The 18,390-nt window shown below is 68.6% G+C and carries 13 protein-coding genes and 5 pseudogenes; 10 read left to right on the top strand and 8 right to left on the bottom strand.

From position 1 onward, the window contains the following. Positions 1-34: 34 nt before the first annotated feature. Positions 35-1,681 carry an acyl-CoA synthetase gene (locus AB8998_RS19275; protein ID WP_369739326.1) on the top strand — a complete coding sequence of 549 codons (1,647 nt, stop codon included), beginning with the start codon at positions 35-37 and terminating at the stop codon, positions 1,679-1,681. Between the two features lie 182 nt (positions 1,682-1,863). After that, positions 1,864-2,001 (top strand): annotated as a pseudogene (locus AB8998_RS19270) (IclR family transcriptional regulator); the annotation flags it as partial. Between the two features lie 7 nt (positions 2,002-2,008). On the opposite strand, the pseudogene AB8998_RS19265 reads toward AB8998_RS19270, so the two are convergent. After that, positions 2,009-2,221 (bottom strand): annotated as a pseudogene (locus AB8998_RS19265) (dihydrodiol dehydrogenase); the annotation flags it as partial. A gap of 51 nt (positions 2,222-2,272) precedes the next feature. Next, a pseudogene (locus tag AB8998_RS19260) lies at positions 2,273-3,060 on the bottom strand (Rieske 2Fe-2S domain-containing protein); the annotation flags it as partial. Between the two features lie 328 nt (positions 3,061-3,388). Between AB8998_RS19260 and AB8998_RS19255 the strand changes: the two are divergent. Together AB8998_RS19255 and AB8998_RS19250 are read left to right on the top strand one after the other, a co-directional pair. After that, entirely contained in the window at positions 3,389-4,381 is a 993-nt protein-coding gene (locus AB8998_RS19255) for a Rieske (2Fe-2S) protein (RefSeq protein WP_369739325.1), read from the top strand. Further along, the gene (locus AB8998_RS19250; protein ID WP_369739324.1) at positions 4,368-4,853 is read left to right on the top strand and encodes a hemerythrin domain-containing protein; all 486 of its coding nucleotides are present in this window, start codon (positions 4,368-4,370) and stop codon (positions 4,851-4,853) included. The genes AB8998_RS19255 and AB8998_RS19250 overlap by 14 nt, the downstream gene beginning before the upstream one ends. Before the next feature lie 13 nt (positions 4,854-4,866). Here AB8998_RS19250 and AB8998_RS19245 read toward each other — a convergent pair whose 3' ends face one another. Then, positions 4,867-5,307, bottom strand: a complete 441-nt coding sequence (locus AB8998_RS19245) for a pyridoxamine 5'-phosphate oxidase family protein (protein WP_369739323.1) — start codon at positions 5,305-5,307, stop codon at positions 4,867-4,869. A 166-nt stretch (positions 5,308-5,473) separates the two neighbouring features. Here AB8998_RS19245 and AB8998_RS19240 point away from each other — a divergent pair. The 4 genes and pseudogenes from AB8998_RS19240 to AB8998_RS19225 form a co-directional block, all read left to right on the top strand. Then, a pseudogene (locus tag AB8998_RS19240) lies at positions 5,474-5,900 on the top strand (hypothetical protein); the annotation flags it as partial. A 56-nt stretch (positions 5,901-5,956) separates the two neighbouring features. Beyond that, positions 5,957-6,376, top strand: a pseudogene (locus AB8998_RS19235) (3-carboxy-cis,cis-muconate cycloisomerase); the annotation flags it as partial. Between the two features lie 126 nt (positions 6,377-6,502). Continuing rightward, positions 6,503-7,216 carry a phosphoadenylyl-sulfate reductase gene (locus AB8998_RS19230; protein ID WP_369739322.1) on the top strand — a complete coding sequence of 238 codons (714 nt, stop codon included), beginning with the start codon at positions 6,503-6,505 and terminating at the stop codon, positions 7,214-7,216. Between the two features lie 113 nt (positions 7,217-7,329). After that, positions 7,330-8,697 carry an MFS transporter gene (locus AB8998_RS19225; protein ID WP_369739321.1) on the top strand — a complete coding sequence of 456 codons (1,368 nt, stop codon included), beginning with the start codon at positions 7,330-7,332 and terminating at the stop codon, positions 8,695-8,697. Positions 8,698-8,734: 37 nt separating this feature from the next. On the opposite strand, the gene AB8998_RS19220 is transcribed toward AB8998_RS19225, so the two are convergent. The 3 genes from AB8998_RS19220 to AB8998_RS19210 are packed head-to-tail and all read right to left on the bottom strand — an operon-like array spanning position 8,735 to position 15,073. Continuing rightward, positions 8,735-9,760: a dihydroorotate dehydrogenase-like protein gene (locus AB8998_RS19220; RefSeq protein ID WP_369739320.1), complete on the bottom strand. Its 1,026-nt coding sequence runs from the start codon at positions 9,758-9,760 to the stop codon at positions 8,735-8,737. Continuing rightward, positions 9,757-13,374, bottom strand: a complete 3,618-nt coding sequence (gene nifJ, locus AB8998_RS19215; RefSeq protein WP_369739319.1) for a pyruvate:ferredoxin (flavodoxin) oxidoreductase — start codon at positions 13,372-13,374, stop codon at positions 9,757-9,759. The genes AB8998_RS19220 and nifJ overlap by 4 nt, the downstream gene beginning before the upstream one ends. A 4-nt stretch (positions 13,375-13,378) precedes the next feature. Beyond that, positions 13,379-15,073 carry an NAD(P)-binding protein gene (locus AB8998_RS19210; protein ID WP_369739318.1) on the bottom strand — a complete coding sequence of 565 codons (1,695 nt, stop codon included), beginning with the start codon at positions 15,071-15,073 and terminating at the stop codon, positions 13,379-13,381. Between the two features lie 294 nt (positions 15,074-15,367). Here AB8998_RS19210 and AB8998_RS19205 point away from each other — a divergent pair, with 294 nt between their 5' ends. Further along, on the top strand, positions 15,368-15,649 hold the full coding sequence (locus AB8998_RS19205; protein WP_369739317.1) for a DUF1876 domain-containing protein: 282 nt from the start codon (positions 15,368-15,370) through the stop codon (positions 15,647-15,649). Positions 15,650-15,699: 50 nt separating this feature from the next. After that, positions 15,700-16,503: a sigma 54 modulation/S30EA ribosomal C-terminal domain-containing protein gene (locus AB8998_RS19200; protein WP_369739316.1), complete on the top strand. Its 804-nt coding sequence runs from the start codon at positions 15,700-15,702 to the stop codon at positions 16,501-16,503. An 88-nt stretch (positions 16,504-16,591) separates the two neighbouring features. Here AB8998_RS19200 and AB8998_RS19195 read toward each other — a convergent pair whose 3' ends face one another. Both AB8998_RS19195 and AB8998_RS19190 read right to left on the bottom strand, forming a co-directional pair. Continuing rightward, positions 16,592-16,942, bottom strand: a complete 351-nt coding sequence (locus AB8998_RS19195; RefSeq protein WP_369741656.1) for an RtcB family protein — start codon at positions 16,940-16,942, stop codon at positions 16,592-16,594. A 298-nt stretch (positions 16,943-17,240) separates the two neighbouring features. After that, positions 17,241-18,365, bottom strand: coding sequence for an Rv2629 family ribosome hibernation factor (locus AB8998_RS19190; protein WP_369739315.1), 1,125 nt, complete (start codon positions 18,363-18,365; stop codon positions 17,241-17,243). Between the last annotated feature and the right edge of the window lie 25 nt (positions 18,366-18,390).

Raw genomic sequence — 18,390 nt, 5'->3', positions numbered from 1 at the left:
TAACCTGGCGCTCGCTCGATGCTGAGGAGTGTGTGTGCACGACGAGGGGTTCAATCTCGCCCAGGTGTTCGCCGCGGTGGCCGCGGCCAACCCCGACCGGGACTGCATTGTTTTCGGGGATCGGCGGTTCACCTACGCCCAAACCGGCGAGCGTGCCCGCCGGTTCGCCCGCGCGCTGCATGACTGGGGGCTCGGCGCGCGCCGGGAACGCGCCGAGCTGGCACCACACGAGTCGGGTCAGAGCCACCTCGGGCTGTACATGGCCAACTGCAACGAGTTTCTCGAGGCCATGCTGGGTGCCTATGCGGCCCGGGTCGCCCCCTTCAACGTCAACTACCGCTACGTCGCCGACGAGCTGGTGTATCTGCTCGGCAACGCCCGCGCCGACGCCGTCATGTACCACGCGCGGTTCGCCCCGACGCTGGCCGAGACGCTGGCCGAGATGGACATCCGGCCCCGCCTGATCCACGTCGACGACGGCTCCGGGGTCGATCCGCTGCCCGGGGCGGTGCGCTACGAGGAGCTGCTGGCCTCCGTCTCCGACGCGCCGCTCGACCTCGCGCTCTCGCCCGACGACCTCTACGTGCTCTACACCGGCGGCACCACCGGAATGCCCAAGGCGGTGCTGTGGCGCCAGCACGACATCTACGTCAACGCGATGGGCGGGCGGGATCCCGCGACCGGGGAGCCGATGACCGGCCTCGCGGAGATCGTCGAGCGGTCGCGGGCCGGGGGACCGGGCTCGATGACGGTCGCACCGCTCATGCACGGCGCGGCGCAGTGGGCGGCCCTCATCAGCCTGTGCGCCGGCCGGCCCTTCGTGATGGCGCCGACGACGACGCACTTCGACCCGGCCGAGGCGTGGGCGCTGGCGAGTCGGGAGCGGGTGATGTCGCTGTCCATGGTCGGTGATGCCTTCGGGCGGCCGCTGCTCGACGAATTCGAGTCCGGCGATTACGACCTGTCCGGGCTGCTGGTGCTGGTCACCGGCGGGGCCGCGCTCAGCGCTCCGCTCAAGCAGCGCTTCGTCGAGCTGCTGCCACATCTGACGATCCTCGACGCCGGCGGCTCGTCGGAATCCGGTGCGCAGATGGGGCAGGTGTCCTCGCGGTCGCAGCACGCGAGCGGCCGGTTCGCGCCCAACCCCGGTGCGGTGGTGGTCAGCGAGGACATGACCCGGGTGTTGTCGCCGGGCGACGAGGAGGTCGGTTGGCTGGCCCAGCAGGGGTTCATCCCGCTGGGTTATCTGGGCGACCCGGAGAAGACGGCGCGCACGTTCCCGGTCATCGAGGGGATCAGGCACTCGGTGCCCGGCGACCGGGCCCGCTGGTACGCCGACGGCCAGATCGAGCTGCTCGGCCGCGACTCGGTCACCATCAACTCCGGCGGGGAGAAGATCTTCGCCGAGGAGGTCGAGGCCGCGATCGCCGGACACCCCGCCGTCTACGACGTCGTCGTCACGAGCCGGCCCAGCGTCCGGTGGGGCAACGAAGTGGTCGCCGTCGTGCAGCTGGCCGACGGCGCGCAGGCCGACGGCGACAGCATCATCGCCGAGGCCGCCCGTCACCTCGCCCGCTACAAGCTGCCGAAGGCGGTCGTGTTCTGCGACCGGGTGCAACGTTCGCCGTCCGGCAAGGCCGATTACCGGTGGGCGAAAAGCGTTGTTGCAGCTGCTTTTTGAGCGGCCCTGTCTCGTCGCCGCACCGGCTTCCGGCGGGGCGGACGCTTTCTTTCGCCCGCCTCATGGCGACAAATCCGGCGCTCGTGCGGTTGTCGTTAGAAGGCGGGCACGAAGAGTCCCGGGCGCGGACCGGCGTGGCGGTTGGGGTTTCTGCGGCGCGGCGTAGCGACTACCGTGGACGCATGCAGCACAAGCGTGACCGGGCGGGCGGATCGACGGCCGATTCCCTTGTGCCGCAGTATCCGATCGAGTCGGTCGACAACGCGCTGAAACTGCTGTTGCTGCTGGGCGGGCGGCCGCAGATCCGGCTGAGCGAGGCCTGCCCTCCTCGTCCGGTAGCAGCGGGCCGCCGGAGGTGCCGACCATGGCCGTGAGCGTGCGGGCGTTCTGCCGGGTCAGCGCCTCGAGTTCCAGCGCGTCCAGGCTGATCGAGCGCCCGGTTCGCAGGGCTCTGATCGGCAGCCGCGAGCCGTTGCGGGTGTCCACCCGCCGCACCTCGACTTCGGCGAATTCATTTGCGACCGTGATGGTTTCGTTCACAGGAACACCGCCAGATTCTGCATCCGCAAGACGGACTCGTCGACAAGGATAGGAGTCCCGCTTGTACCGCGGGGGAGCCGCGGAGTCCACCGCGAAGCACGAGCACACCTCCGTCTCGTTCGCGCTGAGAGGCTGCCACAGCCGGATCGAGATGAAGGGCAGGACGTTCTCTTTTCCGGGCTCGCCGCGGGCAGTTTCGGCCAGTTGTGCACGAAGCTGAGGTTGGGAAAGCAGGTGGCCGCCGAGACCATGAAACCGTCCTCGCCGACGACCCGCTGCTGGCGTGGCGACCAGACCTCCTTGATCCGCCAGCGCTGCGGCCCCCGCAACTCCACCCCGCCGACGCTCTGCCGGGTGTAGAAGTCCAGATAGAACCTGAAGTCCTCGCGGAAGTCCTCGAGTGGTTCGGCGTGCGGGTCCAAACTGATGAACAGCAAGCCGTTGTAGCTCGCGAAACGCGGTGCCGGCAGCAGGGTTTGGCCGCTTCGCGGGAAGCCGTCGTCGCCGCCGTAGGCCTCCTGGTGAAACGCCAGGCCGGTGAGCCGGCCGTCGTTGCGGTAGGACCAGCCGTGGTAGGGGCAGCGGAAATTGGAGGCGTTGCCCATCTCCGCCCGGCACACCTGCATGCCGCGGTGCAGGCACATGTTGAACATGGCGCGCACCTCGCCGTCCGAACCGCGCGCGATGATGAACGAGTCGTCGAGCACCCGGCGCACCACGTAGTCGCCGTCCTGAGGGATCTCCGACTCGTGCCCGACAAAGACCCACGCGCGGCCGAACAGTCGCTCCTTCTCCAGCGCGAACAGGTCGGTGTCGTTGTAGATGTGGGCGGGGACCATGCCGCGGCGCACGTTTTCGCAGATGTCGTCGAGGGCGCGATCGTCCGCCACGGCGCCCCACCTTGTCTGTGCTACAGAAATAGCTTCCTGTTCAGTAGAATTCCGCAGCCCGCAGTCCTGGTCAATCGCCGCGATCCGGCGTGGCCAGGTTTTTACAAGAATGATTTGGGCTAATTCACAGGTGGTTGGCAAGGATAGAGACGGGCGACCGGCGTTACTGTGGTCACGTTAGGGCTGTCAGGCGTGTGAGCAAAAATTAACCGCGAGGTAATCCTCGGGTTTTGCCTCGAGCAACGTCGTCTGTCTCTCGGCGGGAAGGGCTGGTGGCATGGCTGGTCGGACACGAAGTGCCCGGTTGCAGGGACTCGGAGAACGGGTCGTGTCCGCGATCGGGCGCCAGGAATGGCTGGACCGGCCGAGCTACCGGCTGGAGCACCTGCTGAGCTTCGCCTACAACGGGCTGGGCGGGGCGCGCAACGGGGTCACGAACGCACTGCACGGCGTGTGGCTGGGGCACCCGGCGCACCCGCCGTTGGCGTCGCTGACCAGCGGGGCGCTCGGCACAACCGTCGCCCTGGACGCCCTCAGTCTGCTGCCGGGGCAGCGGCGCGGCGAGGTCCGCGACGCCGCGCGGTTCGCGGGCCGCGCGCTGGGGGTGGGCATCCTGGCCAGCGTCGGGTCGGCCGTCACCGGCGTCACCGACTGGCAGCACACCCACGAGGAGGACCGCCGGGTGGGGCTGGTACACGGCCTGGTGAACCTGGCCGCGACCGCGCTGTACGCCCAGTCCTGGCGGGACCGCCGCCGGGGCCGTCACTACCGCGGCATCGCCCTGACGGCGCTGGGTTACGGCATCACCGTCGCCGGCAGCTACCTCGGCGGGGCCCTGGTGTTCGAGTCCGGGATCGGCATCGACCGCTCCGGCGAGCGGCTGCGCACCAGGGAGTGGACACCGGTGCTGCCCGCCGAATCGCTGAACGGGAAACCGGTGCGGGTGGAGGTCGACGGTGTGGGGCTGGTGGTGTGCCGGACCGGCCCCGACGAGGTCGCCGCGTTCGGCGAGTTCTGCCCGCACCTGGCGGCTCCGATGGCCGACGGCTGGGTCGACCGGGGCCGGCTCGTGTGCCCCTGGCACGGCTCGTGGTTCTCGGCCGAATCCGGTGAGGTGCTGCGGGGCCCGTCGGCGGCCCCGTTGCCGTGCTATGAGGCCCGGTTGGTCGACGGAACGGTCGAGGTCCGCGGCGAGGCCACGTCGTTCGTCCGCGGGGCGACGGGGATTCGAGAGGGATTCGAGAGGGAGGAGCCAAGTGAACGCCTATGACGTGTTGAAGGAGCACCACACCGTGCTCAAGGGGCTGGGCGGCAAGATCAGCCGGTCGCCGGTGAATTCGCAAGAGCGGCACGACTTTTTCGACGACATGCTGATCGAGCTCGACATCCATTTCCGCATCGAGGACGACCTGTACTACCCGGCCCTCAAGAAGGCCAGCAGGTTGATCGCGATCGCCCACGCCGAACATCGCCAGGTGGTCGACCAGCTGTCCGTGCTGCTGAAGACCCCGCAGAGCGCACCCGGGTACGAGCAGGAGTGGAACTCGTTCAAGACCGTCCTGGAGGCGCACGCCGACGAGGAGGAGCGCGACCTGATCCCGGCTCCCCCCGAGGTCGAGCTCACCGACGCCCAACTCGAGGAACTCGGTGACAAGATGGCCGCCATGATGGAGCGCTACCGCGGTTCTGCCCTGCACCGGCTGCGGACCAAGGGCCGGGCGGCGCTGGTCCGGGCCCTGTAGCGGTCCGCGACCGTCAGTCGCCGTCGGGCGCGAGGCGCATGCCGGTGACGATCTGCGGTTCGATCGCGACGACCGTGTCGGCCTCGTTGACCCACGGACGCAGCAGGCGCTCGTAGCGGGCGATGGCGCCGGGATCGCTGACCGTCTTCGCCATGCCGGTGACCACGACGCTCCAGCCCGTGTGCCGGTCCGGGTCGAGGTCGTCGGCTTCGTAGGCCACGACCAGACCCGAATGCGCGTTGGCGCGCCGGGTTCCGGAGGCGGGGGCGGTCAACCGGGTGCGCAGGATGATCCGGCCCTCGTCGATGAGATGGTTGACCGCGCGGATCGCCGGCAGTGCGCCCACGCTGAGCACCACGCGCCCGTAGCTGACGCTCGCCAGCAGGCGCATCGCCTCGGCGCGGGTCAGTTCGGTTGCGGTGAATCCGTCTGGGCGGACCAGTATTGCGTTCATCGTTGTCACCTCGGGTGGAGCTTGTCGCTCAAGGTTGCCGTGGCGGGGCCGGATCCGATAAGGGCCGCAAGGCCCTATCTCGGCGGACGGTTGTCACCGCGTCGGGCGGGAGTAGCCTCACGGCTCATGAGCGCCGAGCGTCTCGCAGGACGACATCACGGCGGAGATGGCCGGCATCGCCGCCGAGCACCGGGCAGCCGCGGGGGACGCGCGGCCGCGGCTCGACTACCCGCCGTACCGGGGCACGGCGCTGCGCCACCCGCAGCGGCCCCCGCTCGCCGTCGACTCCGAAGGGGCCGAACGGGGGCCCCGTGTTTCGGCGAGCGGGACGTCGATCCCGCCGACGCCGACCTGACGTCCGGCCATGCCGGTGAGCCGATCGGGGAGCGCATCGCCGTGGCCGGTCGGCTGCTCGACGGGGCGGGCCGTGCGCCCTCGACCCGATTCTCGGGTCCGTTATCGACCCCGCCGCGCGCCGGCGGCTGATCGCCGGCTACGACCACGACCTCACCGAACCGGAGTACGCGACCGGCTACCGCTGGGACATCGTGCTGGCCGAACCTGGACCGACGATGGTTGAACCCGGCCGCACGCCAGGGCAAACGGCGGGTCCCTTCCTGCACCTCGGGTTGTCCTACCCCGGTGACCGCAGCCGGCGGGTGAGCACCGCGGGGGATCGTCCTCGGTGCCGCGCAAGCGAAACCCGGTGCTGTCCGTGCTGATCCGGCGGACCGCCATCACCGCGCCGCAGCTGGCCGCGACCCTGCACACCGCCGCCGCGTTGGCCCACGACGAGCGGCCCGACGGCGCATGGCATGCCGAATGGGACACGCTGCGCACGTTGGCCCGCCGTACCGTCGTCGCAGGTTCGCAATGCACCGAGCTACTGGCCGGACTCGACGTACACGCCGCTCGCATGGCCGAGAACCTCTGGGCCACCGACGTTCTGGGCGAACAACGCGCCATAGCCGAACTGGCCGGCAAGGCGGCCTCGCCCACCTATTTCGGAGCGGTCGACCGGTTCATCGAGGAGAGCGTGACCCGCCCCCGGCGCGTCCTTCGGGGCTGACTGCGATCGGCGTGCCCTGAGGCCGCACGCCCGAAAGGAAAGGGGCTTCGGTCCCTACCGCGGGACCCGCTCGAATGATCTGATAGCGCTGGGACACTTCACAAGTCGTCGGACGGAGGCATGGGGATGAACGGGTCACGGCGTTTTACCGAAACCGAACTGCGTGGGTTAGCCGCACGCGGCGCATTGGAGTTGCCGGACGCCGGGGCGACCGAGCTGTTGCGCTGGACGGACGCGACCTTCGGCCCCGACGGCTATGTGGTGGCGTCCAACATGCAGGACGCGGTGCTGATCGACCTGGCCGCCGAGGTGCGACCGGGTGTGGCGGTGTTGTTCCTGGACACCGGGTATCACTTCCCCGAGACCATCGGCACCCGCGACGCGGTTGAAACCACGTACGACATCCGGTTGCTCAACGTGACACCGGAGCACACCGTAGCCGAGCAGGACGCCCTCTTGGGCAAGGATCTGTTTGCCCGCGACTCCGACGAATGTTGCCGGCTGCGCAAGGTCGTCCCGCTGACCAAAGTTTTGCACGGGTATTCGGCCTGGGTGACCGGATTGCGCCGCGTCGACGCGCCCACACGTGCGGGCGCGCCGTTGATCAGTTTCGACGAGAAGTTCAAGCTGGTGAAGGTCAACCCGCTGGCCGCGTGGTCTGACCGGGACATGGCCGACTACATCGCCGAGCGCAACGTGCTGGTGAACCCGCTTGTCGAGGAGGGTTACCCCTCGATCGGGTGCGCCCCGTGCACCGCAAAGCCGGCGCCGGGCGCCGACCCGCGCAGCGGGCGCTGGCCGGGACACGCGAAGGTCGAATGCGGCCTGCACGCTTCGTGAGCGGGTAGCGCACGGACTGCGGCGGTGAGCGCTGGATGGGTTCCCGCGCAATATCTCCCGAACCAGCGACGTGACGGATGCCCGGCCGAAACCCGCGGTGAAAGGTGGGCCGGATGGCTGATACGCATCACATAGTGGATTGGGACCCGGAAGACGCCACGGCCTGGCGCACGGGTAACGACGCCATCGCCCGCGGCAACCTGGTCTGGTCGATCGCCACCGCCCATGTCGCCTTTTCGATCTGGTACCTGTGGTCGGTAATGGTGCTGTTCATGCCGCAGGCCGTCTACGGCTTCACGCCAAGCGACAAGCTGCTGGTGGGCGCCACCGCAGCCCTGGTCGGTGCGGTCGCGCGCATCCCCTACACGATGGCCACCACCAGGTTCGGCGCGCGCAACTGGGCGACGTTCTCGTCGCTGATACTGCTGATCCCCACGAGCGGGGCGATGGTGCTGTTGGCCAATCCCGGCCTGCCGTTGTGGCCGTACCTGGTGTGCGCGGGTTTGACCGGATTGGGTGGCGGCAATTACGCGGCAGCGCTGGCCAACGCCGAAGTGCTCTACCCGCAGCGCCTCAAGGGTTTGGCGCTGGGTCTCACCGGGGGGATAGCCAACCTGGGGGCGGCGTCTGTCCAAGTGGTCGGACTGCTGGTGCTGGCGGCCGCCGGTCACCGGGAACCGTACTGGGTGTGCGCGATCTACCTGGTGCTGCTGGCCGTCGTCGGCGCCGGCGCGGCGCTGTTCATGGATAACTTCTCCCAGCCCATCAGGGTGGCCGACATGCGGAGCGCCCTCGCGATGCCCGATACGTGGGGAATCTTGTTGCTCTACGTGACCGTCTCCGGATCATTCCTGGGTTTTGCCTTCGCCTTCGGCCAGGTGATACATCTGAACTTGTTGGCCCGCGGGCAAAGCCATGCGCAGGCGTCGTTGCACGCCGCCGAGGTCGCCTTCGTGGGGCCACTGCTGGGGTCGGTCGCACGCGTGATCGGGGGCTGGTTGAGCGACCGCCTCGGGGGTGGCCGCGTCACCCTGGCCGCTCTTGCCGGCATGATCGCGGCCGGCGGCTTCCTGGTCGGCGTCAGCAGCCGCCAAGACGTGATCGGCGGACCCGGAGGCCCCAAGACGATCCTGACGGCCGGCTACATCGCCGGGTTCATCGTGCTGTTCATCTTTTGCGGCGTGGGCAAGGGATCGGTGTCCAAGCTGATCCCGACGGTCTTCGCGGCGCGTTGCCGCACACTGGATGTCAGCGAGGAGCAACGCCGGCACCAGCAATGCGCCATGTCGGGTTCGGTTCTCGGGCTGGCCGGTGCGCTCGGGGCACTCGGCGCGACGGTGACCAATCTGGTGCTGCGGCAGTCTTATCTGAGCACCCACACCGAGACCCCGGCATTCGTCAGCTTTCTGGTGTGCTATGTCGGGGCCGCGTTGCTGACCTGGGCGCGCTACGTGAGGCCCCCTGCCGCACAGGGGCTGTAACCGGGCGCGTGGCCTGCCGACCAGGCGGCGCGGACCGTCATCGCCCGATGTCCGGGTAGTTGGTGGTCAGGATCTCGTGATATTGGGCACGCATGAGTTCGGCTGTGTCGGCAGGATTCTGGCCCGCGGCCAGCCGGCCCTTGAGGGCGGCGACGGACTCGAATCCCCGGTTGTGCATCCAGTCGCGCAGGCCGTCCACCAGCGTGGAGACATGTTCGGGGCCGTGGGCGAGCAGGGCCGAGGTTGTCATCGTCACGTCGGCGCCGGCCAGAAGATACTTGACGACTTCGTCCGGTGTCCACACGCCGGTGCTTGCGGCGATCGAGGCGTCCAACACCGGCGAGAGCAACGCGATCCACAGGAGCGGCAGCCGGATGTCATAGGGTGTGCTGAGCCGAAGATCGGATCTCGGTTTCAGGTATTCGAGGTCGATGTCGGGGCCGTAGAACCTGTTGAACAGGACAAGGCCGTCGGCGCCGCTTTGCACCATTCGGGTCGCCATATGTGCCGGTGAACTGAAGAACGGGGAGATCTTGACTGCGACGGGAACGCTGACGGCGTCCTTGACCGCCCGCAGTATTTCGATGTAGCTGTCTTCCAGCGCCGCGCCGGTTTCGGCCGGGTCGGCGGGTACCCGATAGATGTTGAGCTCGACCGCGCTGGCGCCGGCGTCCTGCAGTCGACGCGCGACGTCGACCCAGCCCGAACCGGATTTGGCGTTCAGGCTCGCGATGATGGGCACTCCTGCGCGCCGCGCCGCCATCCGAAGCGTCCGCAGCCAGCCCTCCAAAATGCCCCGTTCCGCGGGGATTTCGGGGAAGTACCCGGCGGCCTCCGGCTGGGTCTCGCTGCCCTGTTCGAGCAGCGCCGCCTGAGCCAGCTCCTCGGCGACGATCTGCTCTTGGTAGATCGAGGCCATCACGATCGCCGCGGCACCCGCGTCGGCGAGACGCAGGATGCCGTCCAGGCCGGCGGTCAGCGGAGACGCCGAGGCGACGATCGGGTGTTCGAGGTCGAGCCCGAGATACCGCGTTCGCAGGTCCACGTGACTCGGCCCGGTCATTCCGTGACGTCTTCCCAGTGCGGCAGAAAGCGGCTGCCGTCGCGCGCCGCGAGGTCTTCGTAGCTCCGGTACCGCTCGTCGGCGGCCGCTTGGGCCTGGCGCAGCATCTCGGCCGCCTTCTCGGGGTGGCTTCTGGTGAGTGTGCTGTAGCGAAGCTCACGGTAGGCGTAGTCGCGCAGCGGAATCCGCGGGCGGGGGGAGTCCAGCCGGAACGGGTTCAGGCCCTTCTTGCGCATCGTCGGGTCGAACCGGAACAAGGGCCAGTGGCCGCTGGCCACGGCACGGGCTTGCTCTTTCATGCCGGTGCGCATGTCGATGCCGTGGGCGATGCACTGCGAATACGCAAGCACGACCGACGGGCCCTCGAATGCCTCGGCTTCGCGCAGCGCGATCAACGCCTGTTCGGAGTTGGCGCCGAGCGCGATCTGGGCCACGTATACGTTGCCGTAGGAGATCGCTTGCATGGCAAGGTCTTTGCGTGGCACACGCTTTCCCGCCGCCGCGAATTTCGCCGAGGCGCCCAGGGGAGTCGCCTTGGAAGACTGGCCTCCGGTGTTCGAGTAGACCTCGGTGTCGAGGACGAGCACGTTGACGTCGCGGCCCTGGGCCAGCACGTGGTCGAGGCCGCCGTAGCCGATGTCATAGGCCCAGCCGTCACCGCCGACGATCCACACGCTGCGACGGACCAGGAAGTCGGCGACGGTCAGCAGCATCTGCGCATCGCGCGACCCGATCGGCGCCAACTCGGCTTTCAGGGCCGCCACGCGGGTGCGCTGCGCGGCGTACTCGGATTCGGTGCGCTGGGTGGCCTGCAGCAGCGCCCCGGCCAGATCCGCTCCGAGCTGGGGCGCGAGCCGGGTCAGGAGGTCGCGGGCCAGGCCGGTCTGCTTGTCGATCGCCAGCCGGTAGCCCAGACCGAATTCGGCATTGTCCTCGAAGAGCGAGTTGGACCATGCCGCGCCGCGCCCGTCGGCGTTGGCCTTCCAGGCATGGGTGGGGGTGTTACCCGCGTAGATCGACGAACAACCCGTCGCGTTGGCGATCTGCAGCCGGTCACCGAAAAGCTGTGAGATCAGTTTCAGATAAGGGGTTTCGCCGCATCCGGCACAGGCGCCGCAGAACTCGAACAGCGGCTCCAGGAGTTGCACTCCGCGCACATTGGCGAAGTTCACCTGTTGGCGGTCGGGTGTGGGCAGTGTCTCGAAGAATGCGATGTTGTCGCGTTCCTGCCGCAGGATCGGCAGCTTGTCGCCCATATTGATGGCGCGCCGGTCGTCGCCCGCTTGGCTGTAGGCCGGGCAGTTCTCCACGCAGACACCGCAGCCGGTGCAGTCCTCGACGTAGATCTGCAGGGTGAAGCGCGCGTCGGGATAGCCGCGGGCGTTGACCGGCGCGGACGGGAAGTCCTCCGGCGCGTCGGTCAGGCTATTCGCGTTGTACGTCTTCACGCGGATCACGCTGTGCGGGCAGACGATGCTGCACTGGCCGCACTGGATGCACAGCGCCGGATCCCAGATGGGCACCTGCACGGCGATGTTGCGCTTCTCGTACTGTGTCGTGCCCACCGGAAAGGTGCCGTCCACCGGCAGCCGGCTCACGGGGATGTCATCGCCGCGCCCGGCCATGATCTCCGCGGTGACCCGGCGCACGAACTCCGGCGCGTCGGGCGCGACGATCGGTGGCATTTCTTCGCTGCCGGTGGGCGTCTCGGGCACGTGCACCTCATGCAGGGCGTCGAGGGCGGCGTCGACCGCGGCGAAATTGAGCTTCACCACCGCTTCGCCCTTGCCGGCGTAGGTTTTTTCGATGAAGCGTTTGACTTCGGCGGTGGCCTCCGCGGACGGCAACACCCGGGCCAGGTGGAAAAAGCAGGTCTGCAGGATGGTGTTCACCCGTGGCCCAAGCCCGATCCGCAGCGCCACGGCCGAGGCGTCGATGACGTGGAAACGCAGCTTCTTGTCGATGATCTGCCTTTGGACCTGGTGTGGAAGCCGACCCCAGACGTCGTCGGGTCCGTAGGGGCTGTTGAGCAGGAACGTCGCTCCCGGGACAGCCGCGCCGAGGACGTCGCGCTTGGTCAGAAAGCTGAATTTGTGGCAGGCCACGAAGTCGGCGTGGCGGATCAGGTAGGGCGCCGCGATCGGCCGCGTCCCGAAGCGCAGGTGCGATGCCGTCTCGGCGCCCGACTTGTGGGAATCGTATTCGAAGTAGGCCTGGGCGTAACGCTGCGGCGCCTGGCTGAGAATCTTGACGCTGTTCTTGTTGGCGCCGACCGTCCCGTCGGCCCCGAGCCCGAAGAACAGGCAGCGCACGGTGTCGTCGGGCTCGATGTCCAGTGTCCGGTCGTAGTCGAGGCTGGTGTGGCCGACATCGTCGATGATCCCGACCGTGAAGTGGTTGCGAGGCACCGGCTTGGCCAGTTCGTCGAACACCGCCTTGGCCATCCCGGGATGGAAATCCTTGGAGGACAGTCCGTATCGTCCACCGATCACCCTCGGCATCCGCGTGAGCCGGCCCTCGGCGACGGCGTCGCTCAGTACCGCCACGACGTCGGCGTGCAGTGGTTCCATCGGCGCGCCGGGCTCTTTCGTCCGGTCGAGCACCGCGATCGAGCGCACGGTCTGCGGCAGCGCGTCCAGGAAGTGTTCGGCGGAGAACGGCCGATACAGCAGGACCTGCAGGGCACCCACCTTCTCGCCACGGCGATTGAGCCAGCGCGCGGTCTCGCGCACGACTTCGGCGGCCGACCCCATGCTGATGACCACGCGCTCGGCGTCGTGCGGGCCGTCGTAGCGAAACAGGGAATAGCGCCGGCCGCACAGAGCCGCGAGCCGGTCCATGCTCGACTGCACGATCGCAGGCAGGCGGGCGTAGAAGGGGTTCACCGCCTCGCGTGTCTGGAAATAGGTGTCCGGGTTCTGCCAGGTCCCCCTGATGACCGGGCGTTCCGGGCTCAGGCCGCGCTCGCGGTGGGCGTGCACCACGTCATCGTCGATCATGGCGGAGATGTGGGCGTCGGGCAGCAGCGCAATCTTGTTGTACTCGTGCGAGGTTCGAAAGCCGTCGGTGAAGTGGATCAATGGGACGCGCGCCGTGAGCGTGGCGGCCTGCGCGACCAGCGCAAGGTCATGGGCTTCCTGCACCGAGGCGGCGCCGAGAATCCCGAAGCCGGTGACCCGCGCGGCCATGACGTCTTGATGGTCGCCGAAGATCGAGGAGGCCCCGGCGGCCAGCGCGCGTGCGGCCACGTGAAAAACCGTCGAGGTCAGCTCGCCGGCGATCTTGTACATGTTGGGCAGCATTAGCATCAGGCCCTGCGAGGCGGTGAAAGTCGTTGTCAGCGCGCCGCTTTGCAGTGAGCCGTGCACACAGCCCGCGGCGCCGCCCTCCGACTGCATCTCCTGCACGACCGGGACGCTGCCCCAGATGTTGCACAGGCCCCGATCCGACCAGGCATCGGCCAGTTCGGCCATCGGCGACGACGGGGTGATCGGGTAGATGGCGCAGACCTCGTTGACCCGATAGGCGATGTGCGCCACGGCGGTGTTGCCGTCGACAGTGTCGTCGCGCTCCGTCGCATCGGCTCCTCGTGGTGCCTCGGGTGGTTGCCGCATGCGCCTATCTCCGTACCTTGAAACTGCTCGGCGTCAACGCTTCGCGGTGCCTGCCCGACGGCGCGGGCTGCCCGGGCGGCTCGGGCACCATCTCGATGGCGTGGCACGGGCACTGCTCGAAACACGTTGCGCAGCCGGTACACAGGTCGAGTTCGACGCTGTAGCCGCGCCCGGGGCCCAGGCGGGTGATCGCCTGTTCGGGGCAGGCCGCGTAGCAGTTGTCGCATTCGAAGCAGTTGCCGCACGACAGGCAGCGTTGTGCCTCGTAGCGCGCCTGCGTTTCGTCCAGACCCGCCACGATTTCGCCGAACCCGCCGCGCTGCGCGGGCGGGACTTCGGGCTGTTGGCTGCGCGGGGCGTCCAAGTAGTCGAGCAGATGCAGCATGTCGAAGGTGACCAGCGGGTGCGAGGGCGGGTGCCGGTAGGTTTCGCCTCTCATCCAGGCGTCCATGGCGCGTGCCGCCAGCTTGCCGTGCCCGACGGCCGCGGTCATGGTCCGGGGGCCGCCGATGCAGTCCCCGCCGGCGAAGACCCCCGGGTGCCCGGTCATCAAGACCTCGTCCACCTGCACCACATTGTCCGGGTTGATCCGGACACCGGCCGCGCCGCGCAGCAAGGACAGGTCGCTGTGCTGGCCGATGGCCAGCACGACCGAATCGGCGGCAATGCGCTCGGTTTCGCCGGTCGGGGTAAGGCTGCCGTCGGGGTTCATCGCGACCTTTTCGATCAGAATCCCCGCGGCGCCGAACTGTTCGACGGTGCTGAGCCACTTGATCTTCACGCCCTCCGCGAACGCCTCGCGGGCCTCGCCGGGCGATGCCGCGAGATGGGACTCGTCGCGGCGGTACACCAGCACCGCGTCGCGTGCCCCGAGCCGCCGGGCGGTGCGAGCGGCATCCATGGCGACATCGCCGCCACCGATGACCGCCACCGCACGGCCGAGCCGGGGTTGGCGACCCTTTTTCGCCTCGCCGAGCAGCGCGACCGCGTCGGTGAGCTTTTTGCCGTCCATCGCCGGAATGTCCAGGTGGTTGGCCTCCTGGGCGCCGACGGCCACGAAGACGGCGTCGAAGCCGCCAGTGCGCATCTCGCCGGCCACATCCTCGACGCGATGGCCGCACGTGAGGGTGATCCCCGGCATGGCAGTGATGCGGGCGACCTCCTGGCGCAGCGGTTCGCGCGGCAGGCGATAAGCCGGGATGCCGCAGGTCATCATCCCGCCGGGTTCCTCGGCGGCATCCCGGATCTCGACACGGTGACCCATGCGCGCCAGGTGATAGGCGCACGCCAGCCCGCCCGGACCCGCGCCGACGACCAGAACCGACTTACCGCTGGGTGCCGCGACGGGCACGCGCCAGGCTTCGTCGGCCGCGAGATCGCCCAGGAAGCGCTCGACGGCGTGGATCGCCACGGATGTGTCCAGTGACGCGCGGTTGCAGCCGCTTTCGCAGGGGTGATAGCACGCCCGCCCGTGAGTCGACGGCAGCGGATTGTCCTCGACGAGCGCCCGCCACGCCTTTTCGTATTCTCCGTCGTGCGCGTGGGCCAGCCAGGCCTGGATGTTCTCGCCGGCCGGGCAGGCGTGATTGCACGGCGGTAGCAGATCCACGTAGAGCGGTCGCTGCCATCGGTGGCTGCCCACGCCCCTGCGCGTCGTTTCCCGCAGGACCTGGGTCATATCGGGCAGATTCAACGACACGACGTCCCTCCAGGCCGACACGATTCCGCCGACCGACAGCGGAGCCGTCGGTGTGCCCGTCTGGCCGCCGCGACGAACGCGCATCCCTTTGTCGCCGAATCGCTACGACGTTTGTACGGCACAGCCGGCCGGCGGGCGTAGGGCCTTAAGCCCTGCGGGAGCCTGGCCGAATGTCACACCACGACGTGCTCGGACGGTCGATCAACGGCCCCGCGACTCGGGACTTCCGCCCCTACTGCGCGTCGTGTGGCGGTGGTCGAATCGGGACCAGCCATGAACGCGAGGAGACCGTAGATGACGGCCAACCACGAGGGCGGTATGACCTGCCACATCGACGTGCTGATCGACGAGCACGAGGAGCGGACCCGGGCCAAGGCGAGGCTGTCCTGGGCGGGCAACTCCCTCGTCGGCATCGGCCTGGCGCGAGTCGACCCGCTCGACGAGCCGGTGGCCAAGATTGGCGAGGAGCTTGCCATCGCCCGCGCACTGACGGATCTGGCGAACCAGTTGTTCGCGCTGACGTCGACCGACATCCAGACCAGCACCCATCAGCCGGTCACCCGGCTGCATCACTGACCTTTGGCCCTGCAGCAACGAATCCTGAAAGCGTAGCGTAGCAACGAATGATGAGACAACGCCCCGAGTTACCGGCCGCCTTTGAGGTGGAGGTCACGACGCACGGCCGGCTGGCCGGCGCCGACGACTACGCCCGGACCAAGGTCGGTGAGCTCGGCCGGCTCACCCACGAGCCGGTGCTGCACGCTCACGTTCGGCTGAGCGAGCACGGCGACCCGGCGGTCGCCCGCCGGGTTATCGCGCAGGCGAACCTCGACGTCGACGGCCGGCTGGTCCGCGCCCAGGTCGAAGGGGTCACGGCGCGCGAGGCCGTCGACCGCCTCGAGGCGCGGCTGCGCCACCGGCTGGAACGCAGCGCCGAGCACTGGGAAGCCAGGCGGGGCGGGACGCCCCGCCGCGGGCCGCACGAATGGCGGCACCAGTCCGAGCCCGCCCACCGGCCGCATTACTTCCCCCGGCCCGAAAGCGAACGTCGGGTCATGCGGCACAAGTCGTTCAGCGTGCCCATGTGCACCGTCGACGAGGCCGGGTTCGAGATGGAACTGCTCGACTACGACTTCCATCTCTTCACCGAGAAGGGCACCAGGCAAGACAGCGTGCTCTATCGGGGCGGCCCCGCCGAATACCGCTTGGCGCAGATCGATCCGCAGTCCGCCGACGACCTGGCACCATTCGAGCTTCCGCTGACCATCAGTCCCGCGCCCGCCCCGCGGCTTACCGTCGAGCAGGCGATCGAACGGATCGGGCTGCTCGGCCTGCCGTTTCTGTTCTTCGTCGACACCGCACGCGAGCGCGGCAGCGTGCTGTACCACCGCTACGACGGTCATTACGGGCTCATCACACCGGCGAACTGAGCGCGCGGCGTAAACCGTCGAGAGCATGAAACCCCCGTGCCGCGGCGGTCCCGGAAACTCCCCCCTGTCCGGGACCGCCGCTCTCGACTCAGCCCTTGACGACCCCCAGCGGGACCAGGCGGGCGACCTTGCGTGCCAGGCCGCCGTGGTGACTGGCCTCGATGACGTGGTCGATTTCCTTGTACGCCTCGGGTTTTTCCTCGGTGATTCCCCTGCGGGCGGTGCCGTGCACGAGGATGCCGCCCGCCGTAAGGCGGGTACGTATCTGCCCTCCGCTGGTGTGGCGGGCCGCCTGATGACGGCTCTGCACGCGCCCGGCACCGTGTGCGGTGGAATAGAACGCGGGATTGCCGACCACCCCGGCGAGCGCATACGACGCCGTGCCCATCGTTCCCGGGATGAGCACCGGTTGACCGATCGATGCCAGCCCGTCGGGCAGTTCGGCGTGATGCGGCGGCAGTGAGCGGGTGGCGCCTCTGCGGTGAACGCACAGGCAGCGCGGCCGGCCGTCGACGGAGTCACTTCGATCTTAAATTAACCAGATTGTGCGATACGTCGTAGAGCAGATCCAGCGCGCTCGCGGTTTAGTCATCGAATACCCGGCGCGTTGCCGCGGTGAGCAATTGGCGTTTGGCGCCACCGGAGTTGGCCATCGCCGCCATCGCCACGATGTGCGGTAGAGCCCGGTGCCCGGAAGCGCTTTCCGCCATGATATTTCGCAGAGCTGGTGCCCGCTTCTACGCGCCCCGACGGCCGGACCTCTCGGCGACGGCGTAGCGCAGCACCGCACCCACCCCGTCGGCCGGGGCGATCCGTTTATCGGCGCGCATCACGGCGGCGCCCACCGCGATCGCGCTGAACGGCAACGCCTCGTCGGCCCGCGCCACCCGTACCACCGGTTCGCCGAGCTCGGAGAGCGCGTCGGCGTCGGGGGCGATGGTCGTCAGCGCCTCGGCGGTGACCACGGTGGCATCGCCCGGATCGCCGACGATCAGCGTGTCGACGTCGCCGTCGCGCAGCGCCGCGCAGACGGCGGCCAGCCCCTCGACCGCCAGGCCCGAGTCGCGCCCGCGTTCGGCTTCGAAGCGCTCGGCCACGTCGGCCATCTCGGCGCCGCGGCGCCGGTCGAACTCCGCGGCCGTCAGCTCGCGGATCTCATCCGCGCCGATAGCGCTCTTGCGGGTACCCGCGTGCAGCTGTGTCACCCGGTCGGCAACCCGCTTGGGCAATGCGGGGACCAGCTCGGCGAGCGAACGGGCGTCACCGCTGACGAACACCACCTCGGGGTGGGATTCGTCCACCAACCGCGTCAGATGGTCGGCGACGGCCCGGCAGTTCATGCGCACGGCCTCATCGGTCGTGTGCTGAAGGTCGCCGTAACCGTTCCAGCCGGCTGTCACCGGCTTGTGCACCGGGTAACCGACACCGCCGATGCTCTTCGAGCTGACCGCGGTCCCCTGATACAGGCTCACGTCGGCGCCGGCGTGGTCGACCGTGGCGAGCACGTAAGTCGGGAGCCGCATTTCGAGGTCGATCAACGGCAGGACGTAGGGGTAATCCGACAGGCGGACCACGGTGGCCGGTGGTGGGGTGGCCAGCTGCTCGTTGACCAGCACCTGTTCGGCGGTCGCGATCACCGCGCGGCCGCGCCGCCCGACGGCGGGCCGGTGATTGAGCACGGCCCCGTCGAGCATGCCCAGCAGCTCCGCGGCCGCACCCATGCCCTCGAGCCGGGCGTGAATATCGTGCCACTGCGTCTCCTGCACCTCGACGGCGTCCAGGGTGTTGTGGGAGTCATCGAAGTACACCGACGCGAAGGGGCCTTCGGCTTTTGCCAGCCATTTGAGGCGTTCTGATCGCATCGCATCACGCTAGGAACGCCGGGCG

The organism is Mycobacterium sp. HUMS_12744610, assembly GCF_041206865.1.
Taxonomy (GTDB): Bacteria; Actinomycetota; Actinomycetes; order Mycobacteriales; family Mycobacteriaceae; genus Mycobacterium; species Mycobacterium servetii.
This window is presented reverse-complemented; position numbering and strand designations above follow the sequence as displayed.

What these genes read in the sequence shown, in the direction of transcription:
- AB8998_RS19220 (WP_369739320.1), bottom strand. Translation starts at nt 9,760, where the DNA reads ATGACCGGGCCGAGTCACGTGGACCTGCGAACGCGGTATCTCGGGCTC.
- AB8998_RS19245 (WP_369739323.1), bottom strand. Translation starts at nt 5,307, where the DNA reads ATGAACGCAATACTGGTCCGCCCAGACGGATTCACCGCAACCGAACTG.
- AB8998_RS19230 (WP_369739322.1), top strand. Translation starts at nt 6,503, where the DNA reads ATGAACGGGTCACGGCGTTTTACCGAAACCGAACTGCGTGGGTTAGCC.
- AB8998_RS19255 (WP_369739325.1), top strand. Translation starts at nt 3,389, where the DNA reads ATGGCTGGTCGGACACGAAGTGCCCGGTTGCAGGGACTCGGAGAACGG.
- nifJ (WP_369739319.1), bottom strand. Translation starts at nt 13,374, where the DNA reads ATGCGGCAACCACCCGAGGCACCACGAGGAGCCGATGCGACGGAGCGC.
- AB8998_RS19190 (WP_369739315.1), bottom strand. Translation starts at nt 18,365, where the DNA reads ATGCGATCAGAACGCCTCAAATGGCTGGCAAAAGCCGAAGGCCCCTTC.
- AB8998_RS19225 (WP_369739321.1), top strand. Translation starts at nt 7,330, where the DNA reads ATGGCTGATACGCATCACATAGTGGATTGGGACCCGGAAGACGCCACG.
- AB8998_RS19205 (WP_369739317.1), top strand. Translation starts at nt 15,368, where the DNA reads ATGACGGCCAACCACGAGGGCGGTATGACCTGCCACATCGACGTGCTG.
- AB8998_RS19200 (WP_369739316.1), top strand. Translation starts at nt 15,700, where the DNA reads ATGAGACAACGCCCCGAGTTACCGGCCGCCTTTGAGGTGGAGGTCACG.